We start from the raw sequence: 15835 nt of genomic DNA, 5'->3' as shown, positions 1-15835 counted from the left end.
TTGGGATCCAGATTTTATGATTTGAGGACTATGCAAAACTATCACTTCACTTTGAATAGTTTGATTAGTTTCTGAATTACTCCAGTCTGGCTTTTCTTGATTTTCTTCTTCTTAGTCTCAAGATCATCGCCATAGTAGTTGTACATGTACTTGTTATTCTGAGAATACAAGTAGGTGTTTCCATAGCCATAATTATACCCCTCGTAATGGTAACCTGAATTGATAATACCATTGAAGACACCGTATACATTTTTCACCTGCTTATTATTGAACAAATCATTGATCATAACTAGGTGATCCTTAACAGTGTAATTCTGTCTTACTACATACAGGTTGATATCAAACAATCGCATCAAATCTATGGTCTCAGACACCAGTCCCATAGGAGGAGTGTCAAAAATAACTACATCAAAGTTTGATTCCAGATGGGCTAGAAATTCAACTAGCCTCGGCGTTTGCAACAATTCTGCGGGATTTGGAGGAATTACTCCTGAAGGTACGAACCATAGATTTTCATGAGCTGTAGGCTTCACAATTTCTTCTGCCTCCACTTTACCTATTAAATAGGTAGATAGACCTATACGGTCAGATTCTCCAAAATAGGAAGCCAGTTTAGGCCTTCTCAAATCCCCTCCTACTACAACTGTTTTTTTAGATCCCAAAGCCATAGCTGAGGCAAGGTTCAAGGAGGTAAAGGTTTTTCCTTCTCCAGAAACAGAGGAGGTCACCAGGATTTTCTTGGTATTTTTCCCACTTGCCAAATAAGTAATAGCCGAGCGAAGTGATCTAAAAGACTCTGCTACGGCTGATTTTGGAAAATCCAGCACTACCTTATTCGTATCTTTCAAACTATATCCCACAATACCTAGCTGAGGAATCATAAAATGCTTTTTCAAGTCCCGCTGATCCTTGATGGTATCATCAAAAATATCCCGTACAACTATGAATCCGAAGGGAAGCAAAAAACCTAATACTATGGCTAAACCATAATTCTGTTGCTTCTTTGGAAAGATGAGTGTCCCCCTTCTTGCAGCATCCAAAATCGCATTATCAGAGACATTGGAAGCCATGGCAATACCTGCCTCAGCTCGCTTTTCCAAGAGATAGGTATATAAGGACTCTCTTAATTTGAATTCTCTGAAAATCCCTGAATACTCAGATTCCGACTCCGGCAGTGTTGAAAACTCAGCATCATAAATGCGGATATCGCGTTGAATACTATTCTTTTTTTGCTTGGTATTCTCTATCAGATTTACAACGTTCTCGAAAAGGGCATCCTGCACTTTCTCCATTTGCACGTCAATTTTGAGCACCTCGGGGTGATTCTCATTGACTGTAGCCATGAGCTTTCTTCTGTCTTGGGAAAGAGTGACCAAAGTTTGTATCAATCCATTTAATAAGGGATCAGGAACACCAATGACTGAGGGAGCGATTACGTCTGAAAAATCCTTGCTTTTTTGCTCCATGTAGGTGCGAATCTGCTCGAAATACTCGAGTTGATAATCTATCTCAGCATTCATCTCATCGAGGGTATTCATCTTCCCAAGAATATTCGAAAATTCTGCTGACACATCCAGCAGCTTATTTTCCACCTTAAAATCCTGAAGCTCACGTTCCTTTTGCTGCAGGGAATCCTCCAAAAAGCCCAACTGTTGTTCAATAAAAGCAAGGGTATTTTCCTGAATTTTATTCTTTTCACTCAGATCGTACGCTATGTAGGATTGCATTAGGGAGTTTATATAATCCCTACCCTTTTCCACCACCTTGGTCGTGGTACTCAGACGAAGTACGGAACTGTATTCATTCTGCAATGAAACTTGAATAGATCTTGCATAAGAATCTTCCAGGGAGGATGGGTCTCTAAGTTTAAAGACCAATTGCTCATTCGTCCTGCCGGGGTTTACCAGATGTACAGTAAACTTTGATTTGGCAGTAACTATCTCTTCCCCAAAAGAATAAGTCTTATTGTAAATAGATTCGTCACCTGCCGCCATAGCGGAGTTAAAATCCAGTAAACTGGACTCCTCTTGCGCTAACCTGAAGGTTTCACCAGAAAGAATTTCGAGTTGTATAGGCACATCAGATAATTGAAAATGATCCCAGTCCACTTCTATTCGGATCGGGGACCTATCGTACAATTCTATGGCTTTGATAGTAGTCTTGGCAAAATACTCCACATCGAAATGAAGATTCTTCAAGGCCTCACGGGCCAAACCCTTAGACTTGAGTCGGAGAATATCATTTTCAAGATTAAGACCAGTAGAAAAAATATTGGACCTGTCAAGGATTCTAGCTTCAGGAGATGTATTTGTCTTGATCATCATTGTCCCTGAGACCTCATATTCATCTACCGTGTAGCGATGAAAAAGAAAGGTAGCAATGACAAATAGTAGGATAAAAAGGACGTACCAGGGCCAATAGCGAATGTATTTGGCCACCACATACCTGATCTCCAGTGCCTTCTCCTCGTTGTCTAACTGGCTTAAGTCTAATTTCTCCATAGCTACTAGTTACCTGTTACCAAATTTATTATCAGTAGAGTGGATGCCAGCAATCCTGCGAAAAGTGCCAAAGATGCTGTAAGGTTATCTGCGTTTCCAAACTGTCTGATATTCATCGGCTCCATGTACAAGATATCATTAGGTTGGATGAAATAAAAGGGGCTTGCCAAAATAGCTCTATCATTCAAATTGATTTGGTGAATTTTAGTACCTCCATCGTATTGACGGATAATAAAAAGCTTGTTTTTCTTACCCAAGATGGTGGTTTCTCCTGAATTGGCAAGGGCATCGAAAATAGTTGCTCTATTTTTATATATCACATTGACTCCCACAGAATTAAACTCACCTAGTGTAGTATATCTTATTCCGGCTATTCCTAATTTAACGAAGATTTCTTCCTTGAAAAACTTATTTATTTCAAGCTGCACCTTATTCTTTGCTTGTTCTTCGGTAAGTCCTGAAATTTTGATTTTCCCGAGTTTTGGAACCTCTACAAAGCCAAGCTGATCTATGGAATATCCTCTGAAATATAGAGGGTCTGAGCCAGCACCGCCGCCGCCGCCGCCGCCTCCCATAGCACCCACATTTTGTGAATTCTGGAATGAGAAGGCCTCGATCAGCTCTGCATCTGAAGTTGCAAAATCAATAGAAACTATATCAAAGGGTTGTAATATGTATTGATAGTCAACTTCAGCGAAGGGGATAAATTCATTTAACTCTATAGGGGTATTATCAGGAAGGTTTTGCAGATAGGTAATTCTCTTATTACTAATACAACCTGTAGCAAAAACCACAATGCTGGCGACAAAAAGGATTTTCTTCATTCTAGAAGCATAAATTAAGCTTGGATCAAATATATAAAAATACTTGGGGAGAAGGGGTATGGAGTTAGTTGTTTGTTGGTGACGGTCAGTTCGAAGGAGGACTAGCGCTAGGGATAATTGTTAAATGCTGCTTCCAATAAAAAAGTCCCATAGGTAAGTAATAAAAAATTAATACCCTATCCACTCCTGTCCAGAATCATGTTGTGGAAAGGTCAGTGAATGAAGGAGGATTGAAACAGGGATTTTACAAATCTTAGGACTTGCGCTGGTCGGATCAAACAAAACTTTTCAAATAAAAACCTATCTCTAATTCCCGTTTAACGCTAATAAAAAATCTTCCTATCTTCAACCTATGGAAATCAGAAAGGCTACTCCGGGCGATTTACCTGAGATTGTTAATCTTTTAAGAGCCTCCTTGGGGGAAAGTTTAATTCCAAAATCTGAAGCTCTCTGGAACTGGAAACATGTGGAAAATCCATTTGGAAAATCACCAGTGCTTGTTGCAGAGGAAGCTGGGTTAATCTGTGGAGTTAGGGTATTTTTAAGATGGGAATTTAGACAAGGAGGAAGAATCATCAAAGCCTGCCGGGCTGTGGACACTGCTATACATCCTGATTATCAAGGTAAAGGACTTTTCAAAAACCTTACACTTTCACTGATAGAAGAAATAAAAAGTGAGGGAGTGGAGTTGATTTATAATACACCTAATACTCAGAGTATGCCAGGATACTTGAAGATGGGTTGGGAAAAATGGGGGAAGTTACCCCTAAAAATGCATTTCAACTTGAGTGTTGGAAAAGGTAAAAGCCTTTCACAAGTTAGCAATTGGGAGAGCATTAGGCATTTGATACAGGAATTAGAAAAAACACCAAAGGAAATAGGCTCAATAAGTACAAATTTAGTTGCAGGGTACATACACTGGCGCTATGTGAATTGCCCTCTATTTCCTTATCATTTTATTAGCGATGGGGAAACTTACCTTCTGATCTATAGAATAAAGGAAGGTAAAATTGGTAGAGAGCTCAGAATTGTAGATTTCTTTCAACTTGCAGGATTTGATTCAAATGGAAGAAAACAATTAAACAGCAGACTGAAGACTATTGAAAAAAATGAAAGTGTGCGATTCACATCCTATTCAGGATTACAGTTTAGGAAAGATAATCCTTTAGAAATGGGTTTAATGCCCGTTATGTCTATTGGCCCTGAGGTTACGCTTCGTCAAACTGCGATGAGTAGGGAATCACTTGACCTGCCTTGGGCTTGGAGCTTGGGGGATTTGGAAGTTTTTTGAAAGAAACCGAAGAGATGTCCCGTGATGGGTGTTTGGAGGTTGGAATTGGGGAAAATAAAAAAACCAGCACTTTGTAGCACCAGGTTTTAAACCTGCGAATCCTTCGTTCCGGCTCGCTCATGGTAAATTGTTCTCGTCTTGCCATTTTTTGATTAGTATTTCAGGCAAAAACAGTCAACTTATTTCAGGCACTGACAACTGAACACTGACCACGGCGACTGCCTACTGAAAACTGAATACCGCCTACTGCCTACTGGCACCCATTTTCTCCAAATGCGCTTCCTTTATCTTCCTTCTCAGAATCTTACCCACATTAGACTTCGGCAGTTCATCGGTGAAATGTACTTCTTTGGGACACTTGTAGTTTGTCAGGGACAGGTGACAGTGCGAGATGATTTGTTCCTTAGTGATCGCTTTGTCTTTTACCACTACATAGGCTACCACACGCTCAGTGGATTTAGGATCCGGAATACCGATTACCCCAACTTCCAAAACTCCTGAAAAGGATGCGATGGCGTCTTCTACTTCGTTTGGATATACATTGAAACCCGACACTAGAATCATCTCTTTTTTTCGATCCACGATCTTGGTAAAGCCGTCTTTGTCCATGACTCCGATATCTCCTGTTTTGAACCATTCGCCCAGCATCACTTCAGCGGTCTCCTTTGGCTTATGCCAATACCCTTTCATTACTTGTGGGCCTTTGATGCAGATTTCGCCCCGCTCGCCTACAGGAAGTGTATTTCCATCATCATCTATGACCATCATATCTGTATTCGGAAGCGGAATCCCGATAGTACCATTTCTTTCTGTACCATCGATAGGATTACATGAAGCCACTGGTGAGGTTTCGGTAAGTCCATATCCTTCTGCCAAAGGCGTTCCGGTGACTGCAAGCCACTTTTCTGCTGTGGCTTTTTGAACCGCCATACCTCCACCAACTGTGATTTTCAAACTACTGAAATCAAGCGCTCTAAAGGCATCTTGGTTTAGCATTCCATTAAACAAAGTGTTCACCCCGGTAATCACCGTAAACTTCTTTTTGGACAATTCCTTACAAAAAGCTGGCATATCCCGAGGGTTGGTAATCAGGAGATTATGTGCCCCGATTTTGAGCATGGCAAGGCAATTCACCGTCAATGCAAAAATATGATAGAGTGGCAAAGCAGTAATAACCACTTCCTCACTCTCTTTCAGCTTTGGCTTCATCCAAGCAGAAATCTGCTGCATGTTTGCCACGATATTTCCATGGGTCAACTCCGCTCCTTTGGAAACACCCGTCGTGCCGCCAGTATATTGGAGAAAAGCAGTATCTGATAAACTGAGTTCTGCAGGCTTAAATTTATGATGTGCTCCCTGAGACAAAGCAGATTTGAAGGAAATGGCCTTAGGAATAGAAAAAGGCGGCACCAGTTTCTTGATGTATTTTACCACCAAATTAACAAGGGTTCCTTTAAGGCCACCAAGCAAATCTCCGAGTTCTGTAACGATCACATGCTTAGCAGGTATTTCATCGAGGATTTTCTCCAGGTTGTCGGCAAAGTTGGCTACGATTATGATCAATTCAGCTCCTGAGTCTTTGAACTGATGCTTCATTTCCGAAGAAGTATAAAGAGGATTGGTATTCACCACAATCATCCCTGCCCGAAGTGCCCCAAACATGGCCACTGGATATTGAAGGGTATTAGGCATTTGAATCGCAACGCGAGCACCTTTTTTCAGTCTTAGTACCTGAGTCAAATAGCTGGCAAAATCCTCGCTAAGTTTATTCAAGGTATTGAATGACATTGTTTTCCCCATGCATTCAAAGGCTACTGCATCACCATATTTTTTTACACTTTCCTCGAAAAGTTCGGCTACGCTGGAGTAGGCTTCGCAATCGACTTCTTTTGGTACAGATTCAGGGTAGTACTTAAACCAAGGAAAATCATTCATAATATAAGTTATTGTTGGGTGGATCTATTTATTGAATTAATCAAAATCTTGGCTTAGGTCAAAAGTATTTCTGGCTATTTGAGAATTTTTCTTGCAATAAGCTCTTTCATGATCTCGTTTGTTCCAGCATATATTCGCTGAACACGAGCATCAGCGTATGCTCTGGCCACCCCATAATCCCACATATATCCATATCCTCCATGCAGCTGTACGCATTCATCTGCGACTTTGCATTGCAGTTCGGTCATGTTGTATTTAGCGGCAGAAGCCATCGCCGAATCCAGTTTACCATCATTGTGAAGCTGCACTAAATAGTCACAGTAAATCCTCCCCTGCTCCAATGCTGCACACATTTCTGCCAGTTTGAATCGGGTATTCTGAAAATCTGAAATGGATTGATTAAAAGCTTTGCGCTGCTTCACATAGGAAACCGTCTCCTGAAGCATGTATTCACCTAAGGCAACAGCTGCCAAAGCCACTACCAACCGCTCCTGAGCCAACTCTGTCATCAGGTATTTAAATCCCTCTCCTTCCTGTCCTAGCAGGTTTTCCTTTGGCACAATGACGTCTTCAAAAAATAACTCGCAAGTATCCTGAGCATGCAGGCCAACCTTTTCAAAAGGAAGTCCTTTGGTATAGCCTTTCATAGAATTATCCATCAGCAGTAGGCTAATTCCTTTGGCACCTTTCTTCGGGTCGGTCTTTACTGCTACTACTACCACATCAGATAGGTAGCCATTGGTGATAAAGGTTTTGCTGCCATTCACCAAGTAAGAGTCTCCCTGATCTATAGCACTAGTACTCATACCCTGCAGGTCACTGCCGGCTCCAGGCTCTGTCATTGCTACTGCACCTATGTATTCACCGGCCACCATTTTAGGAATGTACTTTGCCATGGCAGCTTCAGTCCCAAAATGCAAAATGTATGGCATCACAATGTCATTATGCAGTGGATAACCAATTGCTGGGGCGGAGCATCCGCTTAGGCCAAGCTCCTCTATAAAAATAGCGTTGTATCGAAAATCCTGAATATTCATCCCTCCAAGGTGCTCAGGTGCCTGTATCCCCAGAAACCCACTCTCACCGAGCTTTCGCCAACTTTCCCGTGAAACCATTTTATCTTTCTCCCATTGGGCATTAAAAGGAGTGATTTCTTTTGCAATAAAATCTCTTACACTGGCTCTGAAAAGCTCATGCTCTTCAGTAAAAAGAGTTCGGGGTAATCCAAACATGGTATTTATATTTTAGGTTTAAATTCATCTGTATATACTTGTATTTCAATTGTCAGATAGCCTGTCCCGATTTTTCATAAGGAGAATCTCGAAAATGTATGCGCATCGTAGTGCGCGATGCTATCAACTAGGCTCCATTTCAAATCAAAAATAGGGATTTTTACTCCCCGCATTTTCCTTTTGTATCCAAAAAGACCTTTTGCCTCTCATTTTAGAACTTTTGCTAAACGGTGCCCAAGTGTTTAAACTTATTTATAGTTTCGGTAATTGATATCCAAACGAATACTAATGACCGATTTAAGTGAGAATTCCAGTCTTGAAACATTACTTTCCCTGCCACTTTGGATAGAAAATGAAAAGCTACTGTCAGTGGAGCCCGCCGGAGCAAGCAACATGAATGTTGTTTTACGGGTAAAGACGAACTTAAGATCTGTCATCGTAAAGCAATCCAAACCTTACGTCAGGAAATTTCCTCAAATTCCTGCTCCAGTAGATAGAATAGAGATAGAACTCTGCTACTATCAACTCATAGAAGATGATGAAGTATTAAGAAACTATAGTCCTAAAGTGCATCAATACAACCCTGAGCATCATATTCTGGTCTTAGAAGATCTTGGGAAAGGACAGGATTTCAGCGATATCTATAAACAGGACTTTCAATGGAAAAACAATGATTTTCGATCGATTACCAATTACCTGAATGCCCTGCATCAGATGGAAGTAAGCAACTTCCCCGATAATTTGGAAATGAAAAAACTAAATCATGAACACCTTTTTCACTTTCCTTTTATGGAAGAAAATGGGTTTGATTTGGATACTATTCAGCCAGGCCTCCAGCAAATAAGCTTGAAGTATAAAACTGATGAGGAGTTAAAAAATGCGTTGGAAAGCTTAGGCAAACGCTACCTATCGCATGGCATCACCTTACTTCATGGGGACTTTTACCCTGCTTCTTGGCTAAAGACTGAAAACGGAATCAAATTCATAGACACCGAATTTGCCTATATGGGAGACTGTGAATTCGACTTGGGGATTTTATTTGCGCATTTTGATTTGGCGAAAATGGAAGAAAGTCACCATGAAGAGTTCCTGAAATATTACCAGCACAGCTATATCGAAGAATTGGTAAACGCCTACCGAGGAATGGAAATCATGCGACGTCTTATAGGAATCGCCCAACTTCCCCTTTCACTTTCCTTGAGCGAAAAGGAATTCCTATTGGAGAAGGCTAAAAACTTAATTCTGACTTCATGAAAAACATTTGGCTCCTAGTTGTATTAGCCTTCCTTTTGGCTTCATGTGGAGATAGAAGGTCTTCAACTCCAGTTCAGTTTTCAGATCAGGTAGTTCCTGAGTTGGGGATTTCTGAAAAGCAACTTCAGGATAAAATCCTAGGCATGCTGGTAGGCTCAGCTATTGGCGATGCAATGGGAGCTCCGACTGAAATGTGGGCAAGAGAGGACATCAAGCTTGCGTATGGATTTGTGGAAGGTCTGGACTCGATGATTCGGGAGGTTTCTCCTGAGGGAATTTGGATTGCCAATCTTCCTGCTGGGGGAACTACCGACGATACCCGTTGGAAGGAATTGACCTCCACCTATTTGTTGACTCAGGATAGAAATGAATTGGATGCAAAGGATTTTGCAAAGGAGGTTCTAGCAAGGTATGAATCCTATACTGAGGAATTTAAGAAAATAGAAAGTACTGATCCAGAACCATTTGAATCAGTATCCTTAAAGCTGGGATGGCTACAAGAATGGGCGAAGGTGAGTCAGCCTTTTATTGATGAGAACCTAGTAGGATATGCTGATTCCTTGGGGAAATTCTACGGCGGCGAGATGGTTTGTGCGGGTTTACTCTATGCGCCTTCCTTGGGGGCGTTTTTCCCAGGAAATCCTGAAAAAGCCTACCAGGAAGCATATAAACTCTCATTTTATGACTTGGGCTACGCCAAAGATATATCTGCGCAGGCTGCTGCCATGACTGCTGCCGGAATGAGTCCTAATGCTACCAAAGATGACTTGATCGCTTCCTTGCGAGTAGATCCTGCCAATTACTTTGAAAGTCGCTTAGTAGGTAGAACAGCCTATACGATTCTAAAAAACGCATTGTTGATCGCATCCGAATCGGATAAGCAAGATAGCTTGGGAAATCAGCTTTCAGCGGACAGTAAAGCCTTGCAATTTGCTTTTAAGCAACTCGATCAAAGATTGCAAGACATGCCTTTTCATGCCGGAGAAATATGGCTTCAAACGCTCACAGCGATGATTTATGCTGATTTTGAGTTTATGGGAACACTTACTTTTCTAGTGAATTACGGCAGAGACAATGACACCACGTCGGCAGTAGCTGGTGCGATATTGGGCGCTTTTTATGGATTTGAGCAATTGCCAAAACTAGAACGGGAAAAAGTGCTTCAGGTGAATAAAGAGTTGCTAGGGATAGACTTGGAGCAAATCGCAAATGAGTTGACAGCGCATATGACTGGACAAAAGTAGTTTTTTTGCCACATAGCCATATAGCTTACATAGAGCCGTACCTAACGCCACAGCTGGGATCTATAAAATCTTATTTCTACCCTTAGTATATCCCCACCGCGAAGGGCAAGCTCTAACGGAACGTAGGCATTGGATTAAACCGCCTAATATTATAAAAGCACAAGCTGTGAGATATTTTTGTAGCACCATGCTTCAGCGCGAGGTGAAGAGAATCTAATATGATTCAACGTTTTTGCCGCAGTGCTGTCAATGGAAATAATTGCGTCTTGCCAAAACGAAGGGATGTTAATTAACCATTTAGATTAAATAACATTGAAAAATGGCAAGGATTACTTAAATGAGGTTCTCAAAAATTGTTTGCATAAAGAGAATCAAAGTCTCTAATTCAGAATTGATTACATGAAGGGGCTATGTTTTTCTATGATTCTATATGGTTCAAAAAAAAGCCCCAAATCAATGATTCAGGGCTTGTGCACAAAGGAAGTTGGTTTAGAATTCAAATGTAAATTTTACGTGTTCTTCCTATTGCGTCAGTTACTTCGAAGTAAACCTCCTCTGGATCAAGGCCATTCAATATGTAATTTTTTCGGAATCCTTCTGGCTCATTGATCATTTCTTCAAAAACCAATTTGTCATCTTTTGATCTTTTGATTTGAACAGCTACACCAGGTTGTTCCAGACCTATTACCAGTAGATTTACAGTAGTATGATCTACTATTTTTCCATAAGCCATAAGTGGCAAAACTTTAGGAGCCGGAACTTCTTTCTCTACTGTTTCAACTGTGTAGGTCACTTCTTCATCGTCAGTTGTGATCATCACTTGATACTCCGCGCACGGTAGGCTATTCATATCATAAGGAACCAGTACGTCTACGTTTGCTTTGACTCTGCGAGAGTGTAGTTTTTTACCATTCATATCATAAATGGCAATTTTTGCTTTTCCTACACCTTCATTAAGGAGTACGGAAATTTTCTTGTTGTTCGTGTGAACTGATGAATTTGCTTTTAAATCTTCAGCATCATTAGCAAAAGTGCTGGTAGCTAAAAGTCCTGCAAGTGCGAAAGTGAATAGAGTTTTCATAATATTGTTGGTTTAGAGTTATGCTTCTCCTTGTTGCGAACGGCATACCAACTGTGCCATAAAGGCCTTTTAGAGCCTTTTTGAGGCATATTCTTATTTACAAAAATTAACATTAACACAGAATATATTTTGGCAAACCACGAAATACCTGCCATATAACTGTATTAAAAGTGATCAATTTGCCAAAAAAATGTATTGCAACCGAACAGATTAGACCTGTTTTGGGGAAAAAGCAGGTTACACTTTATTACATATGTTAGTAAAAATTAATTTTTCAAAAAATTGTAAGTGCCTGAATTTAACTATTTTAAAAAAGAAAAACCTGTACGGTGATGTACAGGTCTTGTTCGCTGAGATACATAAATTTGATTTATGTCAATTTTATTTTAGCTCTTGGATAAGAGTTCTTACCCGATCTTTGATCTGAATTCCAGCAATATCCTCATTTAGTGAGGTTGCCAAGAGGAATTCATTCACTGCACCAGTATGATCTGTGGATTTCCCTTCAGCTAACGTGACATAGCGCATCGTAGTCCATAATAGCGTCTTCAATTGCTTTTCGCTATCGTCAGTCATATAGTATTCTAAAACTACAGTATTGTGATTGTGCCAGATAATCCGACTCTTTATCCGCACCCACTCTCCCACCATGGCAGGCTTCACGTAGGAAATATTATGATTGTAAATCACCCAAGCAGCTTGATACTTTTTGATAAAATCCATCATTTCTACTCCGTATAGCTTTGGAACCTGATCTTCACGGGCGTTGAAAAAGTAATCGAAGTACTTCGCATTATTCAAGTGCCTAAGTGGGTCGCAATCCTGAAAACGGATCAAAACTCTGCTTTCAGTTTCGGTGGGGTAATGTTTCTCTGAGTTATATTCAAACATGGCTAATTAATTATAGCTGAACTTTCTACGATTATCACTCCTGCTTTTTTCATTTCTTCCAAAGCCTTTTCTCCATCTTCTGCAGATAGGTTGACTGCCCGGGTAGCATCAGTGATGAGATAGGTTTTAAAACCCAAACTCACTGCATCCAGCGCAGTGTATTTCACACAGTAATCCTGGGCCAGTCCCGTCACAAATACATTCATAATCCCCTCATTTTGCAGAAAATCACCCAGCCCCGTATCTCCTCTTCGTGCATTGTCAAAGAATCCTGAATAGGAATCCACTTCCGGGTTTGTTCCTTTTTGGAAAATGGCGGTCCATTTGATAGGATTCAATTCCGCATGAAATTCTGCCCCCTCAGACCCCTGCACACAGTGAACTGGCCAGAGTATCTGTTGCAATCCCGATAACTTAATTAACTCTCCAGGCTTTGTACCCTCATGGTTTGCAGCGAAGCTCCCATGGTCTGCGGGGTGAAAATCCTGCGTAGCTACTATGAAATTGAACTGTTCCTGCAATTGATTTATAACAGGGACAACCTCATCACCATTGGTAACAGCTAGTGCGCCTCCTGGTAAAAAGTCATTTTGAACGTCTACGATAAGTAGTGCGCTATTTTTCAGATTCATTGCCATTATCTACTTGTTTTGCTTTCAAAACCAACTCCATTCGCAGCTGGTGAAGATTTTCTTCCAAACCTATCGGATATAAATGTGGATTTACCAATCGTTTGTGTGTCTTGTCCAGAGAATCCAATTGATTTTGCACTCTTTCTCTGATCTGAATAATCGAAGGAAGCTTATATAGCAGTTTCCCTTTTTCGAAAATCGGCTTGAGTAATATCTCTTCCTGATAAAAAGCGGGCATCATCCGCTTTCTTCTTGTCGGATCATTGGGATCAATAATCAATGCAGCTTGGGGACTTAGCTCTTGATCTTCTAGGTAAATCATATCAGCAACTGCCTTCCCTTTCGAGAAAAAGCGCTTAACTGTATGCAGCCCAGGAATGTTGATTTTCAAAGACTGCTGAGAAAGTTTGACTTTAGGAACCCAAGTACCTTTCTCATCTCGAATTGCAGAAAGCTTATAAACTCCTCCAAGTGCCGGCTGGTCAAATGCCGTTACTAGTTTTGTCCCGACTCCCCATACATTAATCGATGCCTCCTGCCCTTTCAATGAGGTGATGATACTCTCATCCAGATCATTTGACGCAACAATCTTTGCATTTGGAAATCCAGCTTCGTCCAGCATCTCTCTTGCCACATTACTGAAATAAGCCAAGTCACCAGAATCTATTCGGATGCCGACCATTTCTTTTCCTTTGCTTCGCAAAGCATTTCCAACTTTGATGGCATTCTTGATTCCATTGACCGTGTCATAAGTATCAACAAGGAAAATAGATTGATCAGGAAAAGCATCTGCATAAGCTTCGAAAGCTTCCATTTCTGTCTCAAAAGACATAATCCAGCTATGTGCGTGGGTACCTGAAACTGGAATCCCAAAGAGTTTTCCAGCCATCACATTACTCGTGGATGTACATCCACCTATATATGCAGCGCGGGATGCAGCCAAGCCTCCATCAATTCCCTGCGCTCTCCGCAATCCAAACTCCAAAACAGGCTCGCCTTGTGCTGCCAAATTGATTCGGGCAGCTTTGGTTGCAATCAAGCTTTGAAAGTTGATGATATTCAAAAGTGGAGTCTCCAGTAGTTGACATTGAATCAAAGGACCTTTCACTCGTACCAAAGGTGTATTAGGAAAGACCACCGTTCCTTCTTCCACGGCATCGATATCACAGCTGAATTTCATTCCCCGTAGATATTCCAAAAACCCAGCTTCAAACAGAATCTGATCATCCTTGCCTTTCATCGTGGCTAGATAATTAAGATCCTCTTCTGAAAACTTGAAGTTTTTGCAGTAATCAACAATATAATCTAAACCGGCTGCGATGGTAAAACCGCCTTGGAAAGGATGTTTGCGAAAGAAAAGATTAAAGACAGCTTCCTGCTCTGCTTTCCCTGACTTCCAGTAAGCATAAGCCATGGTGAGCTGGTAAAAATCTGTTAGAAGAGCAAGTGAGCCCTTATATAAGTCTTTCGTGATTTTCATTGATGATAGATTGCTTTATTCAAAAATAACCTGCTTTCGATTCCTGTCCAATTGATTTAGGAAAGTTGCTTCACTCTCATATTCAGTAAAATTCCAAGCAGAACAAGTCCCATTCCCACATAAACTAGGGCATTGAAAGTTTCCTCAAAGAAGAAGAATCCGAATATCAAGGCGTAAACTATTCCTATATAAGTAAGGCTGGCCACCTTCGATACGTTGGAATTTTGGTAGGCAATAGTCAGAAAATACTGCGCAGTCTGCGTGCAAATACCTATAAATAGCAAGATGGCCCAGTCCCATCCGGCAGGATTTACCCATCCAAAAGCAGATACAATCAGCGCAAAAGGTAAAGTAACTAAAGGGAAATAAAATATAATTACCAGTGGGTGTTCCGTGTTCTTCAGTTTACGGATGACGTTATAAGCCAATCCAGAGAATATGGCTGAAATAATTCCTACGGTAGCCCAAAACATATCCACTCGAGCATCCACGCCTTGAATCACCAGAACTCCAGCAAAAGAAATAGCGAAGAATAAGAATTGAATTGGTTTTACTTTTTCTTTAAGCAGGTAAACCCCAAATAGTGTAGTGAAGATTGGAGACAAATATTGTATAGTAACTGCACTCGCCAGAGGGATATTTTGCAGTGTATAGAAGAAGGAAATCAAGCCAATAGAACCAACTAAGCCTCTGATAATTAACCATTTTTTATTATTACCAAAGACCGGAATATTTTGCTTTTTTAAAACTAAAAAGCTGAAAACCAATGAAAATATAGATCTAAAAACTATAATTTCTATAGCGGGAATATGTGGAATGTACTTTACAGAGACATTCATCAATGCGAAAAAAATTCCAGCCAAAAGCATGGACTGGACACTGTTAGTTTTCAAAATAATGGGTTTTCAGAGTGATTTTCTTCTAAGGAATTTGCGAAGCGAATGGTTCAAAAAATAAATACAAAATCGAATCTAAGTACCGAACCAATCTCCTCTGAAATAGTTTTAAGCATTATGGCATTAAAAACAGGAAGTAAAGCACCGGAATTTACCTTGGCGTGTACGGGCATTAATATTCTCAATACTACCAAAGATCTGAAAGGAAAGGCATTTGTACTTTATATCTACCCGAAGGATTTTACACGAGTATGCACAGCTGAAGCCTGTGAATTCAGAGATCAGTTTGAATCTTTTCGGGATTTGGATATTCCTGTTTTTGGAATGAGTAAGGACGGTATTGAAACGCACAACAAATTCAAAAAAGACTACAAATTACCCTTTGAGCTGCTTTCTGATCCTACCGGAAAGGTGTGTAAATCCTACGATGCCTTAGTTCCACTAATTAAAATGCCCAAGCGGATCACCTATTTGATAGATAAAGAGCATAAGATTGCTGCTGTATTTTCAGATATGTTTGAGTCGAAGGGACATATCGAGGCAATGCTGAAGAAGTTGCAGAAGTAGGAGTTTC

General features: G+C 40.5%; 13 protein-coding genes. 4 read left to right on the top strand and 9 right to left on the bottom strand.

Annotation, left to right across the window (positions count from 1 at the left end):
• Positions 1–41 precede the first annotated feature (41 nt).
• Together ACPUEN_RS02830 and ACPUEN_RS02825 are read right to left on the bottom strand one after the other, a co-directional pair.
• Complete coding sequence (locus ACPUEN_RS02830) at positions 42–2501, bottom strand: GumC family protein (protein ID WP_425638316.1); 2460 nt, start codon at positions 2499–2501, stop codon at positions 42–44.
• Between the two features lie 5 nt (positions 2502–2506).
• On the bottom strand, positions 2507–3325 hold the full coding sequence (locus tag ACPUEN_RS02825) for a polysaccharide biosynthesis/export family protein (RefSeq protein WP_425638315.1): 819 nt from the start codon (positions 3323–3325) through the stop codon (positions 2507–2509).
• A gap of 352 nt (positions 3326–3677) precedes the next feature.
• Here ACPUEN_RS02825 and ACPUEN_RS02820 point away from each other — a divergent pair, with 352 nt between their 5' ends.
• A complete protein-coding gene (locus tag ACPUEN_RS02820) occupies positions 3678–4616 on the top strand; it encodes a GNAT family N-acetyltransferase (protein ID WP_425638313.1) in 939 nt (312 codons plus the stop codon).
• Between the two features lie 243 nt (positions 4617–4859).
• Here ACPUEN_RS02820 and ACPUEN_RS02815 read toward each other — a convergent pair whose 3' ends face one another.
• Together ACPUEN_RS02815 and ACPUEN_RS02810 are read right to left on the bottom strand one after the other, a co-directional pair.
• A complete protein-coding gene (locus tag ACPUEN_RS02815) occupies positions 4860–6551 on the bottom strand; it encodes an AMP-binding protein (RefSeq protein ID WP_425638311.1) in 1692 nt (563 codons plus the stop codon).
• A 74-nt stretch (positions 6552–6625) separates the two neighbouring features.
• Entirely contained in the window at positions 6626–7783 is a 1158-nt protein-coding gene (locus tag ACPUEN_RS02810; protein WP_425638310.1) for an acyl-CoA dehydrogenase family protein, read from the bottom strand.
• Between the two features lie 288 nt (positions 7784–8071).
• On the opposite strand from ACPUEN_RS02810, the gene ACPUEN_RS02805 reads away from it, so the two are divergent.
• Positions 8072–9037: a phosphotransferase gene (locus tag ACPUEN_RS02805; protein WP_425638309.1), complete on the top strand. Its 966-nt coding sequence runs from the start codon at positions 8072–8074 to the stop codon at positions 9035–9037.
• Entirely contained in the window at positions 9034–10281 is a 1248-nt protein-coding gene (locus tag ACPUEN_RS02800) for an ADP-ribosylglycohydrolase family protein (protein ID WP_425638308.1), read from the top strand. The genes ACPUEN_RS02805 and ACPUEN_RS02800 overlap by 4 nt, the downstream gene beginning before the upstream one ends.
• A 496-nt stretch (positions 10282–10777) precedes the next feature.
• On the opposite strand, the gene ACPUEN_RS02795 is transcribed toward ACPUEN_RS02800, so the two are convergent.
• From ACPUEN_RS02795 to ACPUEN_RS02775, 5 genes are all read right to left on the bottom strand, one after another.
• The gene (locus ACPUEN_RS02795; RefSeq protein WP_425638307.1) at positions 10778–11362 is read right to left on the bottom strand and encodes a hypothetical protein; all 585 of its coding nucleotides are present in this window, start codon (positions 11360–11362) and stop codon (positions 10778–10780) included.
• A gap of 381 nt (positions 11363–11743) precedes the next feature.
• Complete coding sequence (locus tag ACPUEN_RS02790) at positions 11744–12253, bottom strand: acyl-CoA thioesterase (protein WP_425638305.1); 510 nt, start codon at positions 12251–12253, stop codon at positions 11744–11746.
• A gap of 2 nt (positions 12254–12255) precedes the next feature.
• Positions 12256–12891 (bottom strand): bifunctional nicotinamidase/pyrazinamidase, encoded by a 636-nt coding sequence (pncA, locus tag ACPUEN_RS02785; RefSeq protein ID WP_425638304.1) that lies wholly within the window; start codon positions 12889–12891, stop codon positions 12256–12258.
• Entirely contained in the window at positions 12869–14365 is a 1497-nt protein-coding gene (locus tag ACPUEN_RS02780) for a nicotinate phosphoribosyltransferase (RefSeq protein WP_425638302.1), read from the bottom strand. Before ACPUEN_RS02780 ends, pncA begins: the two co-directional genes overlap by 23 nt.
• A gap of 56 nt (positions 14366–14421) precedes the next feature.
• Positions 14422–15234: a DMT family transporter gene (locus ACPUEN_RS02775; protein WP_425640236.1), complete on the bottom strand. Its 813-nt coding sequence runs from the start codon at positions 15232–15234 to the stop codon at positions 14422–14424.
• 144 nt (positions 15235–15378) lie between these two features.
• On the opposite strand from ACPUEN_RS02775, the gene ACPUEN_RS02770 reads away from it, so the two are divergent.
• Positions 15379–15828: a peroxiredoxin gene (locus ACPUEN_RS02770; RefSeq protein WP_425638301.1), complete on the top strand. Its 450-nt coding sequence runs from the start codon at positions 15379–15381 to the stop codon at positions 15826–15828.
• The last annotated feature ends 7 nt before the right edge of the window (positions 15829–15835 follow it).

The organism is Algoriphagus yeomjeoni, from assembly GCF_049821175.1.
Taxonomy (GTDB): Bacteria; Bacteroidota; Bacteroidia; order Cytophagales; family Cyclobacteriaceae; genus Algoriphagus; species Algoriphagus yeomjeoni_A.
This window is presented reverse-complemented; position numbering and strand designations above follow the sequence as displayed.

Excerpts from the sequence above, each read along its gene's own strand:
- ACPUEN_RS02830 (WP_425638316.1), bottom strand. The coding sequence starts at position 2,501 with ATGGAGAAATTAGACTTAAGCCAGTTAGACAACGAGGAGAAGGCACTG.
- ACPUEN_RS02825 (WP_425638315.1), bottom strand. The coding sequence starts at position 3,325 with ATGAAGAAAATCCTTTTTGTCGCCAGCATTGTGGTTTTTGCTACAGGT.
- ACPUEN_RS02820 (WP_425638313.1), top strand. The coding sequence starts at position 3,678 with ATGGAAATCAGAAAGGCTACTCCGGGCGATTTACCTGAGATTGTTAAT.
- ACPUEN_RS02815 (WP_425638311.1), bottom strand. The coding sequence starts at position 6,551 with ATGAATGATTTTCCTTGGTTTAAGTACTACCCTGAATCTGTACCAAAA.
- ACPUEN_RS02810 (WP_425638310.1), bottom strand. The coding sequence starts at position 7,783 with ATGTTTGGATTACCCCGAACTCTTTTTACTGAAGAGCATGAGCTTTTC.
- ACPUEN_RS02805 (WP_425638309.1), top strand. The coding sequence starts at position 8,072 with ATGACCGATTTAAGTGAGAATTCCAGTCTTGAAACATTACTTTCCCTG.
- ACPUEN_RS02800 (WP_425638308.1), top strand. The coding sequence starts at position 9,034 with ATGAAAAACATTTGGCTCCTAGTTGTATTAGCCTTCCTTTTGGCTTCA.
- ACPUEN_RS02795 (WP_425638307.1), bottom strand. The coding sequence starts at position 11,362 with ATGAAAACTCTATTCACTTTCGCACTTGCAGGACTTTTAGCTACCAGC.
- ACPUEN_RS02790 (WP_425638305.1), bottom strand. The coding sequence starts at position 12,253 with ATGTTTGAATATAACTCAGAGAAACATTACCCCACCGAAACTGAAAGC.
- pncA (WP_425638304.1), bottom strand. The coding sequence starts at position 12,891 with ATGGCAATGAATCTGAAAAATAGCGCACTACTTATCGTAGACGTTCAA.
- ACPUEN_RS02780 (WP_425638302.1), bottom strand. The coding sequence starts at position 14,365 with ATGAAAATCACGAAAGACTTATATAAGGGCTCACTTGCTCTTCTAACA.
- ACPUEN_RS02775 (WP_425640236.1), bottom strand. The coding sequence starts at position 15,234 with ATGCTTTTGGCTGGAATTTTTTTCGCATTGATGAATGTCTCTGTAAAG.
- ACPUEN_RS02770 (WP_425638301.1), top strand. The coding sequence starts at position 15,379 with ATGGCATTAAAAACAGGAAGTAAAGCACCGGAATTTACCTTGGCGTGT.